The organism is Nocardia sp. NPDC046473 (assembly GCF_040645995.1).
Classification (GTDB): Bacteria; Actinomycetota; Actinomycetes; order Mycobacteriales; family Mycobacteriaceae; genus Nocardia.
In genome coordinates, this window is sequence record NZ_JBEYZJ010000003.1 from 446,586 (window position 1) to 463,189 (window position 16,604).

The 16,604-nt window shown below is 67.5% G+C and carries 20 protein-coding genes; 13 read left to right on the forward strand and 7 right to left on the reverse strand.

Annotation, left to right across the window (positions count from 1 at the left end; translation table 11 throughout):
* The first annotated feature begins 17 nt into the window (after positions 1-17).
* From ABZ942_RS12105 to ABZ942_RS12120, 4 genes are all read left to right on the forward strand, one after another.
* The gene (locus ABZ942_RS12105) at positions 18-338 is read left to right on the forward strand and encodes a DivIVA domain-containing protein (RefSeq protein ID WP_357381023.1); all 321 of its coding nucleotides are present in this window, start codon (positions 18-20) and stop codon (positions 336-338) included.
* The gene (locus tag ABZ942_RS12110; RefSeq protein WP_357381025.1) at positions 335-943 is read left to right on the forward strand and encodes a DNA-3-methyladenine glycosylase I; all 609 of its coding nucleotides are present in this window, start codon (positions 335-337) and stop codon (positions 941-943) included. The genes ABZ942_RS12105 and ABZ942_RS12110 overlap by 4 nt, the downstream gene beginning before the upstream one ends.
* 141 nt (positions 944-1,084) lie before the next feature.
* On the forward strand, positions 1,085-1,252 hold the full coding sequence (locus ABZ942_RS12115) for a DUF3117 domain-containing protein (protein ID WP_011211259.1): 168 nt from the start codon (positions 1,085-1,087) through the stop codon (positions 1,250-1,252).
* Complete coding sequence (locus tag ABZ942_RS12120; RefSeq protein WP_357381027.1) at positions 1,239-2,090, forward strand: putative RNA methyltransferase; 852 nt, start codon at positions 1,239-1,241, stop codon at positions 2,088-2,090. The genes ABZ942_RS12115 and ABZ942_RS12120 overlap by 14 nt, the downstream gene beginning before the upstream one ends.
* 114 nt (positions 2,091-2,204) lie before the next feature.
* On the opposite strand, the gene glgA is transcribed toward ABZ942_RS12120, so the two are convergent.
* On the reverse strand, positions 2,205-3,362 hold the full coding sequence (gene glgA / locus ABZ942_RS12125) for a glycogen synthase (protein WP_357381875.1): 1,158 nt from the start codon (positions 3,360-3,362) through the stop codon (positions 2,205-2,207).
* Positions 3,363-3,499: 137 nt separating this feature from the next.
* Between glgA and glgC the strand changes: the two genes are divergently transcribed.
* Complete coding sequence (gene glgC / locus ABZ942_RS12130; RefSeq protein WP_357381029.1) at positions 3,500-4,714, forward strand: glucose-1-phosphate adenylyltransferase; 1,215 nt, start codon at positions 3,500-3,502, stop codon at positions 4,712-4,714.
* 16 nt (positions 4,715-4,730) lie between these two features.
* Here glgC and ABZ942_RS12135 read toward each other — a convergent pair whose 3' ends face one another.
* The 3 genes from ABZ942_RS12135 to ABZ942_RS12145 form a co-directional block, all read right to left on the reverse strand.
* On the reverse strand, positions 4,731-4,952 hold the full coding sequence (locus ABZ942_RS12135) for a hypothetical protein (RefSeq protein WP_357381031.1): 222 nt from the start codon (positions 4,950-4,952) through the stop codon (positions 4,731-4,733).
* Between the two features lie 377 nt (positions 4,953-5,329).
* Positions 5,330-5,560 (reverse strand): hypothetical protein, encoded by a 231-nt coding sequence (locus tag ABZ942_RS12140; protein ID WP_357381033.1) that lies wholly within the window; start codon positions 5,558-5,560, stop codon positions 5,330-5,332.
* 84 nt (positions 5,561-5,644) lie between these two features.
* Positions 5,645-6,283: an O-methyltransferase gene (locus ABZ942_RS12145; protein WP_357381877.1), complete on the reverse strand. Its 639-nt coding sequence runs from the start codon at positions 6,281-6,283 to the stop codon at positions 5,645-5,647.
* A 291-nt stretch (positions 6,284-6,574) separates the two neighbouring features.
* Between ABZ942_RS12145 and sigE the strand changes: the two genes are divergently transcribed.
* The 8 genes from sigE (at position 6,575) to ABZ942_RS12185 (ending at position 12,814) form a co-directional block, all read left to right on the forward strand.
* The gene (sigE, locus tag ABZ942_RS12150; RefSeq protein ID WP_357381035.1) at positions 6,575-7,234 is read left to right on the forward strand and encodes an RNA polymerase sigma factor SigE; all 660 of its coding nucleotides are present in this window, start codon (positions 6,575-6,577) and stop codon (positions 7,232-7,234) included.
* A 62-nt stretch (positions 7,235-7,296) separates the two neighbouring features.
* Positions 7,297-7,683, forward strand: a complete 387-nt coding sequence (locus tag ABZ942_RS12155) for a hypothetical protein (RefSeq protein WP_357381037.1) — start codon at positions 7,297-7,299, stop codon at positions 7,681-7,683.
* Between the two features lie 10 nt (positions 7,684-7,693).
* Entirely contained in the window at positions 7,694-9,250 is a 1,557-nt protein-coding gene (locus ABZ942_RS12160) for a trypsin-like peptidase domain-containing protein (protein ID WP_357381038.1), read from the forward strand.
* Between the two features lie 78 nt (positions 9,251-9,328).
* Positions 9,329-9,745 carry a Sec-independent protein translocase protein TatB gene (tatB, locus tag ABZ942_RS12165; protein ID WP_357381040.1) on the forward strand — a complete coding sequence of 139 codons (417 nt, stop codon included), beginning with the start codon at positions 9,329-9,331 and terminating at the stop codon, positions 9,743-9,745.
* Positions 9,746-9,836: 91 nt separating this feature from the next.
* The gene (locus ABZ942_RS12170; RefSeq protein ID WP_357381042.1) at positions 9,837-10,694 is read left to right on the forward strand and encodes a hypothetical protein; all 858 of its coding nucleotides are present in this window, start codon (positions 9,837-9,839) and stop codon (positions 10,692-10,694) included.
* A gap of 147 nt (positions 10,695-10,841) precedes the next feature.
* Positions 10,842-11,402 (forward strand): hypothetical protein, encoded by a 561-nt coding sequence (locus ABZ942_RS12175; protein WP_357381044.1) that lies wholly within the window; start codon positions 10,842-10,844, stop codon positions 11,400-11,402.
* 22 nt (positions 11,403-11,424) lie between these two features.
* Positions 11,425-11,646 (forward strand): hypothetical protein, encoded by a 222-nt coding sequence (locus ABZ942_RS12180; RefSeq protein ID WP_357381046.1) that lies wholly within the window; start codon positions 11,425-11,427, stop codon positions 11,644-11,646.
* A 91-nt stretch (positions 11,647-11,737) separates the two neighbouring features.
* Complete coding sequence (locus ABZ942_RS12185; protein WP_357381047.1) at positions 11,738-12,814, forward strand: XdhC/CoxI family protein; 1,077 nt, start codon at positions 11,738-11,740, stop codon at positions 12,812-12,814.
* 72 nt (positions 12,815-12,886) lie between these two features.
* Here ABZ942_RS12185 and ABZ942_RS12190 read toward each other — a convergent pair whose 3' ends face one another.
* Genes ABZ942_RS12190 through ABZ942_RS12200 form a run of 3 tightly spaced genes read right to left on the reverse strand, consistent with a single transcriptional unit; the run spans position 12,887 to position 16,601 of the window.
* Entirely contained in the window at positions 12,887-15,130 is a 2,244-nt protein-coding gene (locus ABZ942_RS12190) for a xanthine dehydrogenase family protein molybdopterin-binding subunit (protein WP_357381049.1), read from the reverse strand.
* Complete coding sequence (locus ABZ942_RS12195; RefSeq protein ID WP_357381050.1) at positions 15,127-16,137, reverse strand: xanthine dehydrogenase family protein subunit M; 1,011 nt, start codon at positions 16,135-16,137, stop codon at positions 15,127-15,129. Before ABZ942_RS12195 ends, ABZ942_RS12190 begins: the two co-directional genes overlap by 4 nt.
* Positions 16,134-16,601 carry a (2Fe-2S)-binding protein gene (locus tag ABZ942_RS12200; protein WP_357381879.1) on the reverse strand — a complete coding sequence of 156 codons (468 nt, stop codon included), beginning with the start codon at positions 16,599-16,601 and terminating at the stop codon, positions 16,134-16,136. Before ABZ942_RS12200 ends, ABZ942_RS12195 begins: the two co-directional genes overlap by 4 nt.
* Between the last annotated feature and the right edge of the window lie 3 nt (positions 16,602-16,604).

Consider the following 16,604-nt stretch of genomic DNA (forward strand, 5'->3'; position numbering starts at 1 on the left):
GCAATAAGCTCGGGGGCATGCTCACGTTGCTTCTGTACGTGCTGATCGTCGGTCTTGTTGCCGCGGTGCTGTTCCTGCTCGCCAGTGCGGTATTCGGGCGGGCCGAGGAGCTGGGCCCGCTGCCGGAGGGGACCACGGCCACCGTGCTGCCTGCCGAGGGGATCTCCGGCGCCGATGTCCGGTCGCTGCGGTTCCAGCAGGTGGTGCGCGGCTACAAGGCCTCGGAGGTGGACTGGTCGCTGGCCAGGCTCGCCGCCAGAATCGACGAGCTACAACATCAACTGGCCGAAGCGCAGGCCGCACGCTGGCAGGCGCCGGTCGCGCCGGAGGCCAAATGAGCCCGGCCGCGATGCCCCTGGCCGAGGACGACGGCCGGGTCCGCTGCCCCTGGCCGCTGGAAACCCAGTTGTACCGCGACTATCACGATTTCGAGTGGGGAAAGCCGCTGCACGGCGACGACGCCCTCTTCGAACGACTCTGTCTCGAGGCGTTCCAGTCGGGCCTGTCCTGGATCACCATCCTGCGCAAGCGGCCCGCCTTCCGGGCCGCGTTCGCCGGTTTCTCGATCGACCGCGTGGCCGAGTTCGGCGAGGCCGACACGGCGCGGCTACTCGCCGACACAGGCATCGTGCGCAACCGGCTGAAGATCGAGGCGGCGATCGGCAACGCCCGGGTTGCGCGCGAACTCGATATCGGACTGGACACATTGCTCTGGTCGTTCGCACCCGCCCCACGGCCGCGCCCGAAAACCGGGGCCGATGTGCCCGCCAGCACACCCGAATCCGTAGCTCTGGCAAAAGAATTGAAGCGGCGCGGGTTCCGTTTCGTCGGGCCCACCACGGCCTATGCACTGATGCAGGCGACCGGGATGGTAGACGATCACCTGACCGATTGCTGGGTCGGTAGTGACGTGTCCGACACAGTCCGACCGGTCACTTTTTGAACTCAGGTATCCGTCCACATCCGCGATAGGGAAGAATGGGACAGGTGTAGCTCGCCAAATGCCGGCGAGCTCGCTGGTTGGTGACAACTGGAGTTCCAAGAAAGTGCGCAGCATATCGCGCAGATCTGGAGGGAGCAGAGGATGGCGGCCATGAAGCCCCGTACCGGGGACGGTCCCCTCGAGGCAACCAAGGAAGGGCGTGGAATCGTCATGCGGGTTCCACTCGAGGGTGGCGGGCGTTTGGTCGTCGAACTCACGCCGGACGAGGCCGCGGCGCTCGGCGACGAACTGAAGAGTGTCACCAGCTGATACCTCAGCGCTGGCCGCTGTGGCCGGTCTGCTGGCTTGCCCGGAATGCGCGCTCGGACTCGAGCCGTGTGATCGGGTATTGCGCTGCGGACACGGGCACAGTTTCGACATCGCCAAGCAGGGCTATGTCAGCCTGCTGACCGGCGCGTCGACCAAAATGACCGGTGACACCGCGGCCATGCTGGACGCGCGTGCCACCTTTCAGGGTAGGGAACATTTCGCACCGATCGCCAGCGCGGTAGCAGAGGCGGTCGGGCCGGACACGCATGCGTACGGCACAGTGCTGGAGGTGGGCGCGGGCACCGGCTACTACCTGGCCGGTGCGCTCGACGCCGCACCGTCGACCCGCGGCATCGCGCTGGACGTGGCCAAACCTGCCGCCAAACGCTGCGCCCGCGCGCATCCACGGGCCGCGGCGGTACTCGCCGACGCCTGGCGCGGGCTGCCCGTCCGGGACGGCACCCTGTGCGCCGTGCTCTCGGTGTTCGCACCGCGCAACCCGGCCGAGGTCGCCCGGGTGCTCACCGCGGACGGCCGATTCGTCGTCGCCACCCCCACCGAACGACACCTGCGCGAATTGATCGGACCGCTCGGCATGGTGACCGTCGACCCGGACAAGGATCGCAGGCTCGACACGGCCGTGTCCGGCCACTTCGCCGCGCTCGACCGCATCCTGGTCGAATACCCGATGAAACTCACGAGAGCCGACGTAGCCAACGTCGTCGGCATGGGACCCTCCGCCCACCACGCGTCCGCCGAGGCCCCCCACATCGCAACCCTCCCGGAAACAACCGAGGTCACCGCCTCGGTACTCGTCTCCACCTACCGCCCGACCTGACCCCGCAAACCCGACCGAAGGCGCCCTTCAGCACCCGGACCAACCGAAGGTCGCCTTCGGTCGGAATTCGAGATCGACCGAAGGCGACCTTCGGTGGGGGACCTGGGTCAGACCTCAGGACTTGCGGACCTGCTCGTAGACGTCGACGGTCTGCGCCGCGATCTGCGACCAATCGAATTCGGCGATCGCCCGCGCCCGTCCCGCCGCACCGAACTCGGCGGCCAGCACGGGATCACCGGCGACCTCGTTGATCGCCGTGGCCAATGCCCGCTCGTACTCCTCGGGCGCGTTCGGGTCGTAGTGCACCAGCCGCCCGGTGTCGCCGTCGACGACCACCTCGGGGATGCCACCCACGTCCGACGCGACCACCGCGGTCGCACACGCCATCGCCTCCAGGTTCACGATGCCCAGCGGCTCGTACACCGACGGGCACACGAACACCGTTGCGGCGGCCAGGATCTGCCGGATCTGCTCGGTGGGCAGCATCTCGCGCACCCAGAACACGTTGCCTCGGCTGCGCTGCAGCTCCTCGACCGCGGCGGCCGTCTCCGCCTCCAGCTCCTTGGTGTCCGGCGCGCCCGCGCACAGCACCAGCTGGATGTCCGGATCGAAGTCGCGGGCCGCGGCGAGCAGATGCCCGACACCCTTCTGCCGGGTGATCCGGCCGACGAACGCCACCATCGGCTGATCGGTCCGCACACCGAGCACCGCGAGCACCGGCCGCGCGCCCGCCGCCACCGGCCCCGGGTACCACATGCCCGCGTCGATGCCGTTGTGTACAACGTGCACCCGGTCCGGGTCGACCGCGGGATAGGCGTCGAGCACGTCGTGACGCATGCCCTCGCTCACCGCGATGATCGCGTCCGCGTGTTCCACCGCGTTGCGTTCCGACCAGGAGGAGAGCCGATAGCCGCCGCCGAGCTGTTCGGCCTTCCACGGCCGTCGTGGCTCCAGCGAATGCGCGGTCAGTACGTGTGGGATGCCGTAGAGCGTGGCCGCGAGGTGTCCGGCCAGGCCGGTGTACCAGGTGTGTGAATGCACCACGTCCACCTGTCCGGCGGCGTCGGCCATGCGCAGCTGTGCGGACATCATCTGCAGTGCGGCGTTGGCGGCGTAGAGCTGCGGATCAGGTTGGTGCACCACGGCATCGGTGCGCGCGACACCCATGCAATGCACGGTGACCTCGCACAGTCGCCGGAGCTGCGCGGTCAACTGGGTGACGTGTACCCCGGCCCCGCCATATACCTCCGGTGGGTACTCGCGGGTCAGCATCGCGACCCGAAGCCGCTCGTGCGCGCCGGAATCCGCCGTCGAGCGCGGGGTGTCCGTGCCGAAACTCACCAGGTTCAAAGTAGACGTTCACCTCCGCTGGGGCCACTCGCGCGGCGGTTACCCGGTAGTTTGGCAGTGTGAGGAGCCAGCCGCACGTACTCGGGATCGTGCTCGCCGGTGGCGAGGGCAAGCGACTCTTTCCACTCACGGCGGACCGTGCCAAACCGGCGGTGCCATTCGGCGGCGCGTATCGACTGATCGATTTTGTCCTCAGCAACCTGGTCAACGCGGGTTTCCTGCGCCTGTGTGTGCTCACCCAGTACAAGTCGCACTCGCTGGATCGGCACATCTCGCAGACCTGGCGACTGTCCGGTTTCGGCGGCGAATACATCACCCCGGTGCCCGCGCAGCAGCGGCTCGGGCCGCGCTGGTACACCGGCAGCGCCGACGCGATCATGCAGTCGCTGAACCTGATCTATGACGAAGACCCCGACTACATCGTGGTTTTCGGCGCCGACCACGTGTACCGGATGGATCCGGAGCAGATGGTCAACCATCACATCGAGTCCGGCGCGGGCGTCACCGTCGCCGGTATTCGGGTGCCGCGCAGCGAGGCGAGCGCGTTCGGCTGCATCGACTCCGACGAGTCCGGCCTGATCACCCAGTTCCTGGAGAAGCCCGCGCATCCGCCCGGCACGCCCGACGATCCCAATGTCACTTTTGCGTCAATGGGCAACTATGTCTTCACCACCAAGGTGCTGGTGGATTCGATCAAGGCCGACGCGGACAACTCCGACTCCGATCACGACATGGGCGGCGACATCATTCCGGCGCTGGTCGCCGCGGGCCAGGCCGGCGTCTACGACTTCGCCGACAACGAGGTGCCCGGCGCGACCGAACGCGACCGCGGCTACTGGCGCGACGTCGGGACCATCGACGCCTTCTACGACGCGCACATGGACTTGGTCTCGGTGCACCCGGTCTTCAACCTGTACAACCGGCACTGGCCGATTCGCGGCGCCGCCGAGAACCTGCCGCCCGCGAAGTTCGCCCAGGGCGGGCTCGCCCAGGAGTGCATCGTCGGCGCGGGCAGCATCCTGTCGGCCGCCACCGTCCGCAATTCGGTGCTCAGCTCCAATGTGGTGATCGACGACGGCGCGACCGTCGAGGGCAGCGTGCTGATGCCCGGTGTCCGGATCGGCCGTGGCGCGGTGGTGCGCCGGGCCATCCTGGACAAGAACGTGGTGGTCGGCGAGGGCGAGATCATCGGTGTCGACCTGGACCGCGATCGCGACCGCTTCGCCGTCAGCAACGGCGGCGTCGTCACCGTCGGCAAGGGCGTCTGGGTGTAGCGAACCTCGTCGGCGATCAGAGCCGCGGCGCGGGCGTAGCCGGGCAGAACGGCGCGCAGGGGCCGGGGGTACGCGGCACGGTCGATTTCGACGGCTGGCCGAAGTCGGCTGTGCTCACCAGGTAGACCACCAGCACCGCGGCCACGAGGACAAGGGCGAAGGCGACCAGCGCCCCGCCCCAGTGAATCTGCGGGCGCCCGTCGTCATCGTTGTTGTTGTTCAAGATGTAATAGATCACTCAGATCGCACCTCTTCCGCATGCCCCCGCCCGGGGCATCACCGCTCTGGTCTCGGATGTGCTCTGAGCAGCATGCGCCTCGAATCGCCGCGCTGTTGCTGTATTCGCCGACTCGCCCGCGACGGCACTGGTGACCGGCCCACCCCTCCCGGGTCGGTCACCAGCTATCCGGCCTGCCTCCGCGCGCGTCCGTGCTGTGCCTCCCCTTCTCGAACGCGACCTGTCGAAGGCGAACCGATCATCGTACATCCGTTGCGGGCCTTCGCATTCCATGACATATCCCCTACCTGGTCGCGCAATGCTCAGCACGACAAGCGAATTCGCCAGGATGCGCAAAGTCACGCGCCACCTATCGGTGCGCGTGACTCGGGAAAGAACTACTGGCCGGGCGCGGGCGGCACCGGGCAGAACGGCTCGCAAGGCCCATGTGTCGGGGTGACTTTCGCTGGGCCGGTATGGAAATCGGCGTTGCTCACCACCACCATCACGACCACCGCGGCGACAATGATCAAGCCGAAGAACAGCAGCGCGGGCCGCAGCCAACTCGATCGAGTTTCGAAGATGGTGTGGCCGATGTGGCCGATTTCGAACAGTTCGTGCCCACGCATCGCAGTACCTCCACCACCCGAATACCCGGCGCGGCACAAGGAAACCGCGATGTCGGTACGAATGTCGGAGCGCGTGTGGCGTGCCTAACCGCGCGAGGCGCAGAGCAACCCGTCGCCGACCGGGATCAGCACGCTGGTGAGTTCCGGATCCTCGGCGATCGCGCGGGTGGCCGCGCGCACCGCCTGGGTGGCCGGATCCCGTTGCGCCGCATCGGGTACTCGCCCGCCGAGCAACGCGTTGTGCAACAGAATCGCGCCACCCGCACGCAGCAGTCGCACCGCCTGGGTGACGTACTGCGGGTGCTCGAGCGGCGCGGCGTCGATGAAAACAAGGTCGTAGGCTCCGTCGGCGAGCCGGGGTAGCACGTCCAGCGCACGGCCGTTGATCAGCCGGGTGCGGGCGGGCGGAATCTCCGCGGCGCGGAAAGCCTCCTTGGCAGCGCGCTGGTGCTCGGGTTCGGAATCGATGGTGGTCAGCGTGCCGTCCTCGCGCATACCGTCCAGCAGCCACAGCCCGCTGATCCCGGCGCCGGTACCCACCTCGACCACGGCTTTGGCGTCGAGCAGCTGTGCGTACATGCTGAGCAGCGCCCCCACCGACGGCGGTATCGGCACCGCACCGAGTTCGGTGGACCGTTCGCGCGCGCTGACGAGGATCTCGTCTTCTACGACGGATTCCTCCACGTAGGCGAGATTTCGCTCCAAATTCGATGCCACGCCTATGAGGTTAATGCTGGGCGGCTTATCTGGGCGTTCCGAACGACCCCGCGCCGCTGAGCAATCTCCCCGCCAGTTTCTCAGGTGTCCCTCAGCATCTCCATATCCAGGCCATATCAGGACAGGAAAGAGTAGGGGCAACGCAAGACCAACAGACCGGCTCGACACGGGACACGGGAACAACAACAGACAGGTTGTCGGTTGTATCCCCACGTAACGGTTTCAGGTCCGAAAGAGATTTTGGATCGAAGCTGAGTTCCGAGTTTACGGTCCCTAGTAGGAGGTAGCCCCATCCACATGGTCGATGCGGCGCGTGAGCACGCCACCCTGCCAGAGCAGATTCTGCCGATCGAGTCCGACGCCGCCGAGGAGGCCGTCGACCTGACCGGTACCGCTGCTTTCGATGCCACCGGTGACCGGGCGGCCATGCCGTCCTGGGACGACCTGGTCCGCGAACACGCCGACCGTGTCTACCGCCTTGCCTACCGTCTTTCCGGCGACGCCCAGGATGCCGAGGACCTGACTCAGGACACCTTCATCCGGGTATTCCGCTCCTTGTCCAGCTACCAGCCGGGCACCTTCGAAGGCTGGTTGCACCGCATTACCACCAACCTGTTCCTCGACATGGTCCGTCGCCGCAACCGCATCCGGATGGAGGCGCTGCCCGAGGACTACGACCGGGTCCCGTCCGAGGGTCCCGACCCGGAGCAGGCCTATCACGACGCCCGCCTCGACCCGGATCTACAGCGCGCGCTCGATTCGCTCGCGCCGGAATTCCGCGCCGCGGTCGTGCTGTGTGACATCGAGGGACTCTCCTACGAGGAGATCGGCGCTACGCTCGGCGTGAAACTCGGCACCGTGCGCAGCCGGATTCATCGTGGGCGACAGGCACTGCGGGACTACCTTGCGCATAATGGAAGTGAGCAGCGGTTCGCCGCTGAAGCAAGTATCGGGTGAGCTGGACGAAGCCGGCATCGCCCTACGGTTCGGATGATGTCGGTTGGAAGGATGAGCACCGAATGAGTGGCGACTCCAGCACGCCCGGTCGTCCGCCTCGATTCCGTCCCACCGAGCACCTGGCCAGCGAGGCTATCGCGGCCTATGTGGACGGCGAGTTGCGGATGAACGCCTATCTGCGTGCCGCCCAACATCTTTCTCTGTGCCCGGAATGCGCGGCCGAGGTCGACGCACAGCAGCAGGCGCGTATCGCGCTGCGCCAATCTGGCCCGATCTCGATTCCGCACGGGCTACACGACAGCCTGACCAGAATTCCACTCGCCGATCTGCCCGGCGCCGCGTCGAGCCAAACGTCGAGCGCCGACGGGACTCCGCGCAACGAGGCAGTTTTCGGTTTTCTCACCGATTCGTTTGCCGCGACTCGGTGGACAACGTGGTGGCGCAAGTAGAGTTTCCCGGGTGACCACGGAATCGACGAATACCGGATCGGCCGAGACCCCGGATCGCGTCCAGGGCAGGCCCACGGATTCGGCGGGCGACAGGGGAAACCTGCGACCGCCGGACGCGCCCGTGTTGGGACCGCGACCGGTATACCGACCCCATGTCGACAACCACACGGCCAGCGCGTTCCGCAGGCCGGCGGGTCAGCGCGGTTCGTTCGCCGAGCCGCTGCCCCGCGGCGCGACGCCGGTGGCGGGCCAGGACATGCAGAACCGTCCGCCGGACGCCGTGCTCGCCGAGGCGTTCGGCCGTCCCGAGGGTTCCACCGAACTGCTGCAGCGCGATCCCGACGCGGCCAACGGCGCCGCACCGATCGCCGGCCCCGTCGATCCGTGGCGTGATCCCGACTCCGCCGCTCGACTCGGCGCCCCCGCGGTGCCGACCCCGAAGGCCCAACCGCTGCCGCAGGCCCAGCGCCTCAGCGCGCGTGAGGTCCTGTTCGGCTCCCGAGTCGCTCCCAAGGCGCTTGCCCTGCTCGCACTCGTCGCGCTCGCTGTCGGCGTGCTGGGCGGCCTGGTCGGCAGGCTGACGGCCGAACAGTCTTCCGATCTGACCTCGCGCAAGGCGACGCTGCAGCAGAGCGCGGACACCGAACAGCAGCCGCACAGTCAGATCGCCAAGGTCGCCAACGCCGTGCTGCCCGCCGTCGTGTCCATCCGGGTCACCGTCGGCGACAACGGCGCGACCGGCTCCGGCGTGGTGATCGACGGCAAGGGCTATATCGCGACGAACAATCACGTGGTCTCGATGGCCGCCCAGGACAAGACCAACCGGGCCGCCATCCAGGTCCAGTTCTCTGACGGCACCAAGGTGCCTGCGAACATCGTCGGACGGGACCCGAAGTCCGACCTCGCGGTGCTCAAGGTCGATGTGAAGAACCTCACCGTGGCCAACCTCGGCAAGTCCGGCGACGTCCAGGTCGGCGACGAGGTACTCGCCATCGGCTCTCCGCTCGGCCTGAGTAAGACGGTCACCTCCGGCATCGTCAGCGCGCAGCACCGCCCGGTGAAACTGCAGGGCGAGGGCAGCGACACGAACGCGGTGATCGACGCGGTGCAGACCGACGCGTCGATCAACCCCGGCAACTCCGGTGGCGCGCTGGTGGACATGGAAGGCCGGGTCATCGGCATCAACACCGCGATCCGCAGCGAGACCGGCGGTTCGGTCGGCCTCGGCTTCGCGATCCCGGTGGACCGGGTGACCGAAGTGGCGCAGATCTTGATCAAGGACGGCACGATCCACCACCCGACCATCGGCGCCAGCCTGCGCAGCAAGGTGGTGGCCAACGAGCAGATGAGCGGAGCCGAGGTCGCCGACGTCACGCCGGGTGGTCCGGCGGCCAAGGCCGGGATCGTGGAGAAGGACGTCATCGTGAAGGTCGGCGACCGCGAGGTGACCGGTCCGGATGAACTGGTAGTCGCGGTGCAGGCACGCAATATCGGCGACACGGTGAACGTGGTGTTGATCCGGGACGGCAGGCAGGTGGACGTGCCGGTCACCCTGGAATCCGACTGAGTTCGCCAACCCCCGGCCGACTCCGTCGGCCTGCCGTCCCCACGCGCCGCTGGTCGAAAGGCCGGGTAACCTGAGGACGTGTTCAGCAATATCGGCTGGAGCGAGATGATGATCTTGCTCGTCGCCGCCCTCGTGATCCTCGGACCGGAGCGACTGCCCGGCGCGGTTCGCTGGACCACGCGCAGCCTGCGCCAGGTGCGCGACTACGCCAGCGGCGCGACCTCGCAGCTGCGCGACGAGCTGGGCCCGGAGTTCGAGGACCTGCGCAAGCCGCTGGCCGACCTGAACGAGTTGCGCGGCATGTCCCCGCGCTCGATGGTAACCAAACACCTTCTGAACGGCGACGATTCGATCTTCCGCAACATGGAGGACGCGCTGCCGGACAAGAAGGACCTCTACGGCACCGGCGGCGCGATGCCGGATTATCCGATGCCGAAGCTGGAAAAGCCGTTGGAGCGCAACGAACGTCCACCGATCGACACCGACGCCACCTGACCCGCGCAAGCTGGCGCAATCGCGTCACGAAAAGGGTGCAGTGTCAAGAGTTCTAAACACTTTGGCCTGTCCAGCTGTCTAGACTTCCCACATGTCGGCCGATGACGTGGCGCGCGTTTTCGCGATCGAGGACAAGGTCGAGCGACTGAAGGCGGCCACCGATGGTGTGGCTGCGGCCCAGCAGACCATCAATGAGCTCACCAGGATTCGTCGTGCGGTGATCCGGGAGCTACACGCCGAGGGCTGGACCTTCGCCAGAATCGGTGCGGCAGCGGGGCTTTCCCGCGCGCGCATCCATCAGGTGAGCACTCAGGGTCCGGCACCGGAGGGTCTGTTCTTCGGGCACGGGACGCTCACGGTGCTGGTGCCGGAGGTGCGGGCGGGCCGGGTGATCGGCGCACCGGATCCCGCGGCGCCGCACCGGCTGGTCGAGCTGCTCCGCGAGCTCGGCTTCACCGCCTCGGTCGAACACTTCCTACCCGGGCGACCGGTCGACCTGAACCGGGACGGCCTGATCGTGCTCGGCGGGCCGGAACTCTCGCCGAGCGTGCGTCAGCTGATCGCCGCCGACCCGCGGCTGCGGCGCGCGGTGGCCAGGGCGGGCGATGCCAGGCGCGGCATCGAGGACCGGGCCGCCCGCCGGGTCTATCGGCCCGGCGGGCCCGACCCGCACGACATCGCCTACCTGGCCCGGCTGCCGCGTCCGGACGGGCGCGGCTCGGTGCTGATGATCGACGGCATGCACCCGCCGGGCTCGCTGGGTGCCATCCGATTGCTCGCCACCCGGCTGGCCACCCTGCACGAACGCGCGGGCACCCATCTGTTCTCGGTGCTGGTGGCCTGCCGGTTCGACCGGGCTACCGGCGAACCCCTGGAGGCCGAGCTGCTCACCCCGGTCTATCGGCACGACCCCGAAAACCGTTTGCCCGCACCGGGTATCCGTCGCTGAAATCCGCAGGCGGCGGGCGTGTGGCCGATGGCCGCCGATACCTGTCGTGACCAAATTGTGTCGCGGGTCACTCCACTCTTCCGTTCGGGAAATCTTGGTGCAATGCTTGAATAGCTAGACATTAACTATGCGTGATAGGTGAGCTCGATGAGTGTTGAACTTTCGACGGCGGCCAGTTCCGCGCCCACTGTCCGGACGGTGCGCTCGCAGCAGGCCCAGCCCGCGACTGTCGATGCGGCGGACCCGATCATCACGACCCACCGGGTCACCTACAGCGACCGGCTGAAGTTGTTCATCGGTGCGGGCGAGACCATCGACAACTTTCTGCGCCCACTGCGCAGACTGGATGGCCACCACCGCTATTCGGTCCAGCTGACCTGCCTGCCCGCACCCATGCGGTCGGCCGACATCAGCCCCGCGATCAGCTCCGCCCCCGGGCAGAACTACCTGCGATGCACCGGTTCGGCGGACGCGCTGTTCATCGAGCTCCGCTCCGTCGTCGACGGGGTAGCCCACCTGTGCACCGTCGGCCGAGCCGTTGATCATGACGGTGAGCCCGAGATCTGTGTGCAGGTGCCGGAGAGTATGCCCGCGCCGTGGATCTATCCCGACGAGGTATTCACGGCCGAAGACGCGGCCGAGGTGTTCGCCGGCTATTTCCACACCGGCACGGTCCCACCCGGTCTCGCACTCCGCGAGACCGATTGATGCGTGACCTGAGGAGGCAGTGATGAATCTGCTCGTCACGGTCGGCGGCGCCGTCTTGGCGCTCGGCCTGCTCATCCTGATCACCACCGTCCTGCGACGACCGAGCAAGTCGCCGGGACAACTGACCGTCGCCGCGCTGCAGGCGCGACTCGCCGAGGAGCACGCGCCGACCGAGGAGGCGGCGGAACGCCTGGTCGCGCCGGAACTGGAGCACGCGGCCGCGCAGCCGACCACGGAGTCCTGACGCACGCTGCCCGGCCGGATAGCTTTCGAGTAGCTAGGCTCGATGTAGCCGGTCAACTCCGGCGTGCCCGCTCGAGAGAGGACCCGTGCTTATGCGCGCCATGCTCGAGCAGTTGACATCGCTGGCGGGGCAGGGCCCGGTGGCCTTGGCGCGAGTGGTGGATACGACCGGCCCCGGGCCGCGTGAATCCGGTGCCGCGATGATCGTCACGCAGGCCGGCGAGGTGTTCGGGTCGCTGTCGGGTGGTTGCGTGGAGGCCGCGGTCGTCGAGTCGGCGCGCCAGGTGCTGACCACCGGTCATGCGGTGACCGACCGGTTCGGTTATGCCGACGGCGACGGTATCGCGGTGGGGCTGACCTGCGGCGGCGAGATCGAGGTCTTTGTCGAACGGGTGGCCTCGGATCACGTCCCGATGCTGTCGGAGTTGCGGCGGCAGATCGCGGATGGTCGGCCGGTCGCGCTGGCCACCAGGCTCGATACCACCGCGGAGTGGAAGCTGGTGCGAACCGACTCGACGGAGGCGTGGCACGACGTCGATCGGGACGCACTCGCGCTGCTCACCGCGGGTCGTAGCGGGGTGGTCGGCGCCGACGAATGCGAGGCCGACGCCTCCCCCAGGCCCCGGGTTTTCGTGCAGGTCTTCGGTGCGCCCGCGCGGATGATCCTGGCGGGCGCCAATGATTTCGTGCGCGCGCTGAGCCGGACCGGTCGTCAGCTCGGGTACCGGGTCACCGTCGTCGACGCCCGCGAAACCTTCGCCACCGCGGCACGATTCCCGTCCGCGCACGAGGTCGTGGTGGATTGGCCGCATCGGTACCTGCGCAACGAGCAGCAGGCGGGGCGGATCGATGGCCGCACCGTGGTCTGTGTGCTCACGCACGACACCAAGTTCGACGTGCCGACGATCGCGGCGGCATTGGACATCGAGGAGATCGCCTTCGTCGGCGCCCTCGGTTCCCGGCGCACGCATGCCGAACGCACCGAACGCCTGCGTGCCGCGGGCGTCACCGAGAGCAAGCTGGCACGGCTGAAAAGCCCACTGGGCCTTGACCTCAACGCACGGACACCGGACGAGACCGCGATCTCCATCGCCGCGCAGATCCTCGCCGAGCGCGGCAACGCCTCCGCCCGTCCCCTCGACCGCATCAACGGCCCCATCCACCGCTGACCCGCCGCACCACCCTATTTCCCGCACAGGAAATCGCATGTGTGTGGGAAATCGAGGGTGATGCGGGATGTCTCAGATCAAGTGTTCGATGCGGAGTGGGATGTCGCGGAAGCGGCGACCGGTGGCGTGATGGACGGCGTTGACGATGGCGGCGGCGGCGCCGATCATGCCGAGTTCGCCGATCCCCTTGACGCCCAACGGGTTCACCACGGTGTCATCGACCGCCACGAACGAAATGTCGACCTCGGGGGCATCGGCGTTGACCGGCAGCAGATATTCCAGCAGCGACGCGTTGGCCCAGCGACCGTCCCGGGTGTCGGGCAGCGAGCCCTCCATAAGTGCTTGGGACAGACCCCAATTCATGCCGCCCAGCACCTGGCTGCGCGCCAGTTTGGTGTTGAGCACCCGGCCGGGGGCGAAGGCGCCGACCATGCGGCGGACCCTGATCAACCCCAGCTCCGGATCGACGGCGACCTCCGCGAACTGGGCGCCGAAACTCATCTTCCCGTACGGCGCCGGAGTGGTGGCAGGCCGCCAGCTACCTGTCGTCTCGATATCCGAAAGATGGTTCCGCTCCAGCACATCCGCGTAGGCGTCGCACACTGCGGGATCATCGATCAGCCGCAGTACACCCTCGACCCCTTCGATCTCGTCAGGCGTGCGGCCGCGCAGCGGTGAGTCGATGTCGGCGACCGCGATCTCGATGAGCTGGGCGAGCAGCTGGGTACAGGTAGTGTGTACCGCGGAGCTGACAGCGCTGGCACCGATCGAGCCGACGGTGGCCGCGACGTTCGGGTAGTCGGTATTGCCGATCTCGAAGCGGATCCGATCGAACGGCATGCCCATGGCGTCGCAGGCGACCTGCGACATGGCGGTCGCGACACCGGTGCCGAACTCCTGGGTGCCCGCCTGGACAACGAGCGAGCCGTCCGACCGCAGCCTGGCGTGCGCTCGCTGCGGTTGGCCCGGTTCGTACACCGGGTAGCCCGCCGTGCCGACGCCCCAGCCGATGAGCCAGTTCCCGTCGGTATGCGATCCGGGGGTCTGCTGACGACCGTCCCAGCCGAACCGCTCGGCCGCCAGCCGCAGGCATTCGGGGTAACCGTCCGAGCTCCACGGGTTTCCGCTCTCCGGGTCGACGGCGGCATGATTGCGCAGCCGCAGTTCCACCGGGTCCGCGCCGAGCTGTTCGGCGAGCTCATCGACGGCGCATTCCAGCGCGACCATGCCGGAGGCCTCGCCGGGCCCGCGCATGAAGGTCGGCGTCATCGTGTTGCCCTTGATCAGCCGATACTGGCCCTCCCAGTGCGGAATTCCGTAGGCCTTGCTCGCCACCTCCAGCGACGGCTCCGCCCAGTCGTCGAAATGCGAAGTGACGGAAAGCTTGTGGTGACGCAGGCCGGTGAACCGGCCCTCGGCGTCACAGACCAGGGTGACGCGCTGCTCCTGCTCCTCGCGTAATCCGGTGCCGTAGAACATCTGCTCGCGATTCAGGATCACCCGGATCGGCCTGCCCAGCTCCCGGGCGATCAGCGGGGCGAGCGTCACGTGCGGCCACATCATGGCTTTGCCGCCGAACCCGCCGCCGACATAGTCGGTGACAACGCGCACCTTGCTCGGCGAAATACCGAGGTGTGCCGCGATGGTCAGCTGGCTGGCGACGATGCCCTGGGTGGCGTCATAGACAGTGACCGAATCCCCGTTCCACATCGCGGCGGTGACCGAGCATTCGATCGGATTGTGATGGTTGGCGGCGAACCGGAATGTCGCGTCTACGGTGTGCGCGGCGGCCTTACTCGCACTCGCGAAATCGCCGCGCGACTGGGACGCCGGGATCTGGCCCGCGAAGATGCTGTCCGGCGGGTACTGCTCGTCACGTCCGTCGTCCAGGCGCACCAGCGCGGGCCGCTTGTCATAGGTGGCCTCGACCAGGCGGGCGGCCTGCTGCGCGACCTCGAAGGTGTCCGCGACTACGACGGCGATCGGCTGACCGAAGTAGTGGATTGTGGTGTCCTGCATGGGAAAGAAACTCTGCCCCGGCGCAGGTTGACCGAACATGGACGGCAGCAGTGGCACCGGCGCGACGCGCGGCAGATTCTCATGGGTCAGCACGGCGACCGCACCGGCACGCAGCGCGTGGCTGACGTCGATGGATTTCACTGTGCCGTTGCCGATCTCGGCGCCGACGATGACGCCGTATGCGGCGTTCGGCATCGGGATCTCGGCGGTGTAGCGCGCGGCGCCGGTGACTTTGGCGTGCCCGTCGATGCGGTCGAGTCCCTGGCCGACGAGCTTGGGGACGGTGGGTGTGCTCATTTCCGGCCTCCCCGCTGCGCGATCCGCTCGGTCACCATCTCCAGGGTGCGCACCATGGTGCGTTGTGCCAGTTCGATTTTGAACCGATTCATCGGATAGCTGTCGTCGGCGGCGGCCAGCTCGGTGGCGGCCGCGGCCGCGAAGTTCTCCTTCGTCGCGGGCTTGCCGACCAGCAGCGCCTCGGCCATCTTGGCGCGCCACGGCTTGGTCGCCACACCGCCGAGGCCGATACGGACATCCCGTATCTCGCCGTCCGCCAGATCCAGCGCGACGGCCGCGGAAGCGGCGGCGAACTCATAGGATTCGCGGTCGCGCACCTTCAGATAGTGCGAGTTCGCCGCGAACGGCAACGGCGGCACGTCGATTCGGACGATGAGCTCGTCGGCGGTGATCGGATGTTCGAGATGCGGTGTGTCACCGGGCAAGAGGAAGAAATCGTCGAAGGCGATGGCCCGGGTGCCGCGCGGTCCCTGCACGTGGACCACCGCGTCGAGTGCGGTCAGCGGGATGGCCATGTCGGAGGGGTGCATGGCGAAACAGTGCTCGCTGGTGCCCAATACGGCATTGCCGCGGTGCAGTCCGTCCAGTGCGCCGCATCCGCTGCCCGGTTCCCGCTTGTTGCAGGCGAACGCGACGTCGCGGAACTGCGGGCAGCGCACCCGCTGCATCAGGTTGCCGCCCATCGACGCCATATTGCGGACCTGCGCGGACGCGCCCTTCCACAGGGCGATGGACAGGAACGGAAAGCGTTCGACGACACCGGGATCGGCGGCCACCTCGCCCATCCGGACCATCGCGCCGATGCGCAGCCCACCGTCCGGGCGGTGCTCCAGATCGGTGAGCGGCAGCCGGTTGATGTCGACGACGTTGTCCGGCTCCATCGCGCCGATCCGCAGCATGTCCACCAAAGTGGTACCGCCGGCGAGGAATACGGTGTTCGGGCGGGCGGTCACCGCGGCAAGGGCCTGGTCCACTGTCTCGGCGCGGGCAAAGGCGATGGGCTTCATCGGTTTTCACCCATCTCGTCGCGCGCGCTCTTGATCGCGTCCCTGATGTTCTGGTAGGCGGCGCAGCGGCAGATATTGCCACTCATCCATTCGGCGATCTCTTCGTCGCTGTCGGTATGCCCCTCTTCGATGCACTTGATCGCCGACATGATCTGTCCCGGCGTGCAATACCCGCACTGGAAGCCGTCGCAGCTGATGAACGCGCGCTGCACCGGGTGCAGCTCTTCCCCCTCCGCAACACCCTCGATCGTGGTGATCTCACGCCCCTCCACACTCAATGCCAAGGTGAGACAGGACAATTCACGCTTACCGTCGACCCACACCGTGCACGCGCCACAGGCTCCCTGGTCGCACCCCTTCTTGGTGCCGGTGAGCCGCAGGTATTCGCGGAGGGCGTCGAGCAGGCTGACCCGAGGTTCCAGCGCCACCGGGAAAATGTGGCCGTTCACTCGCAGTGTCGCCAGCGT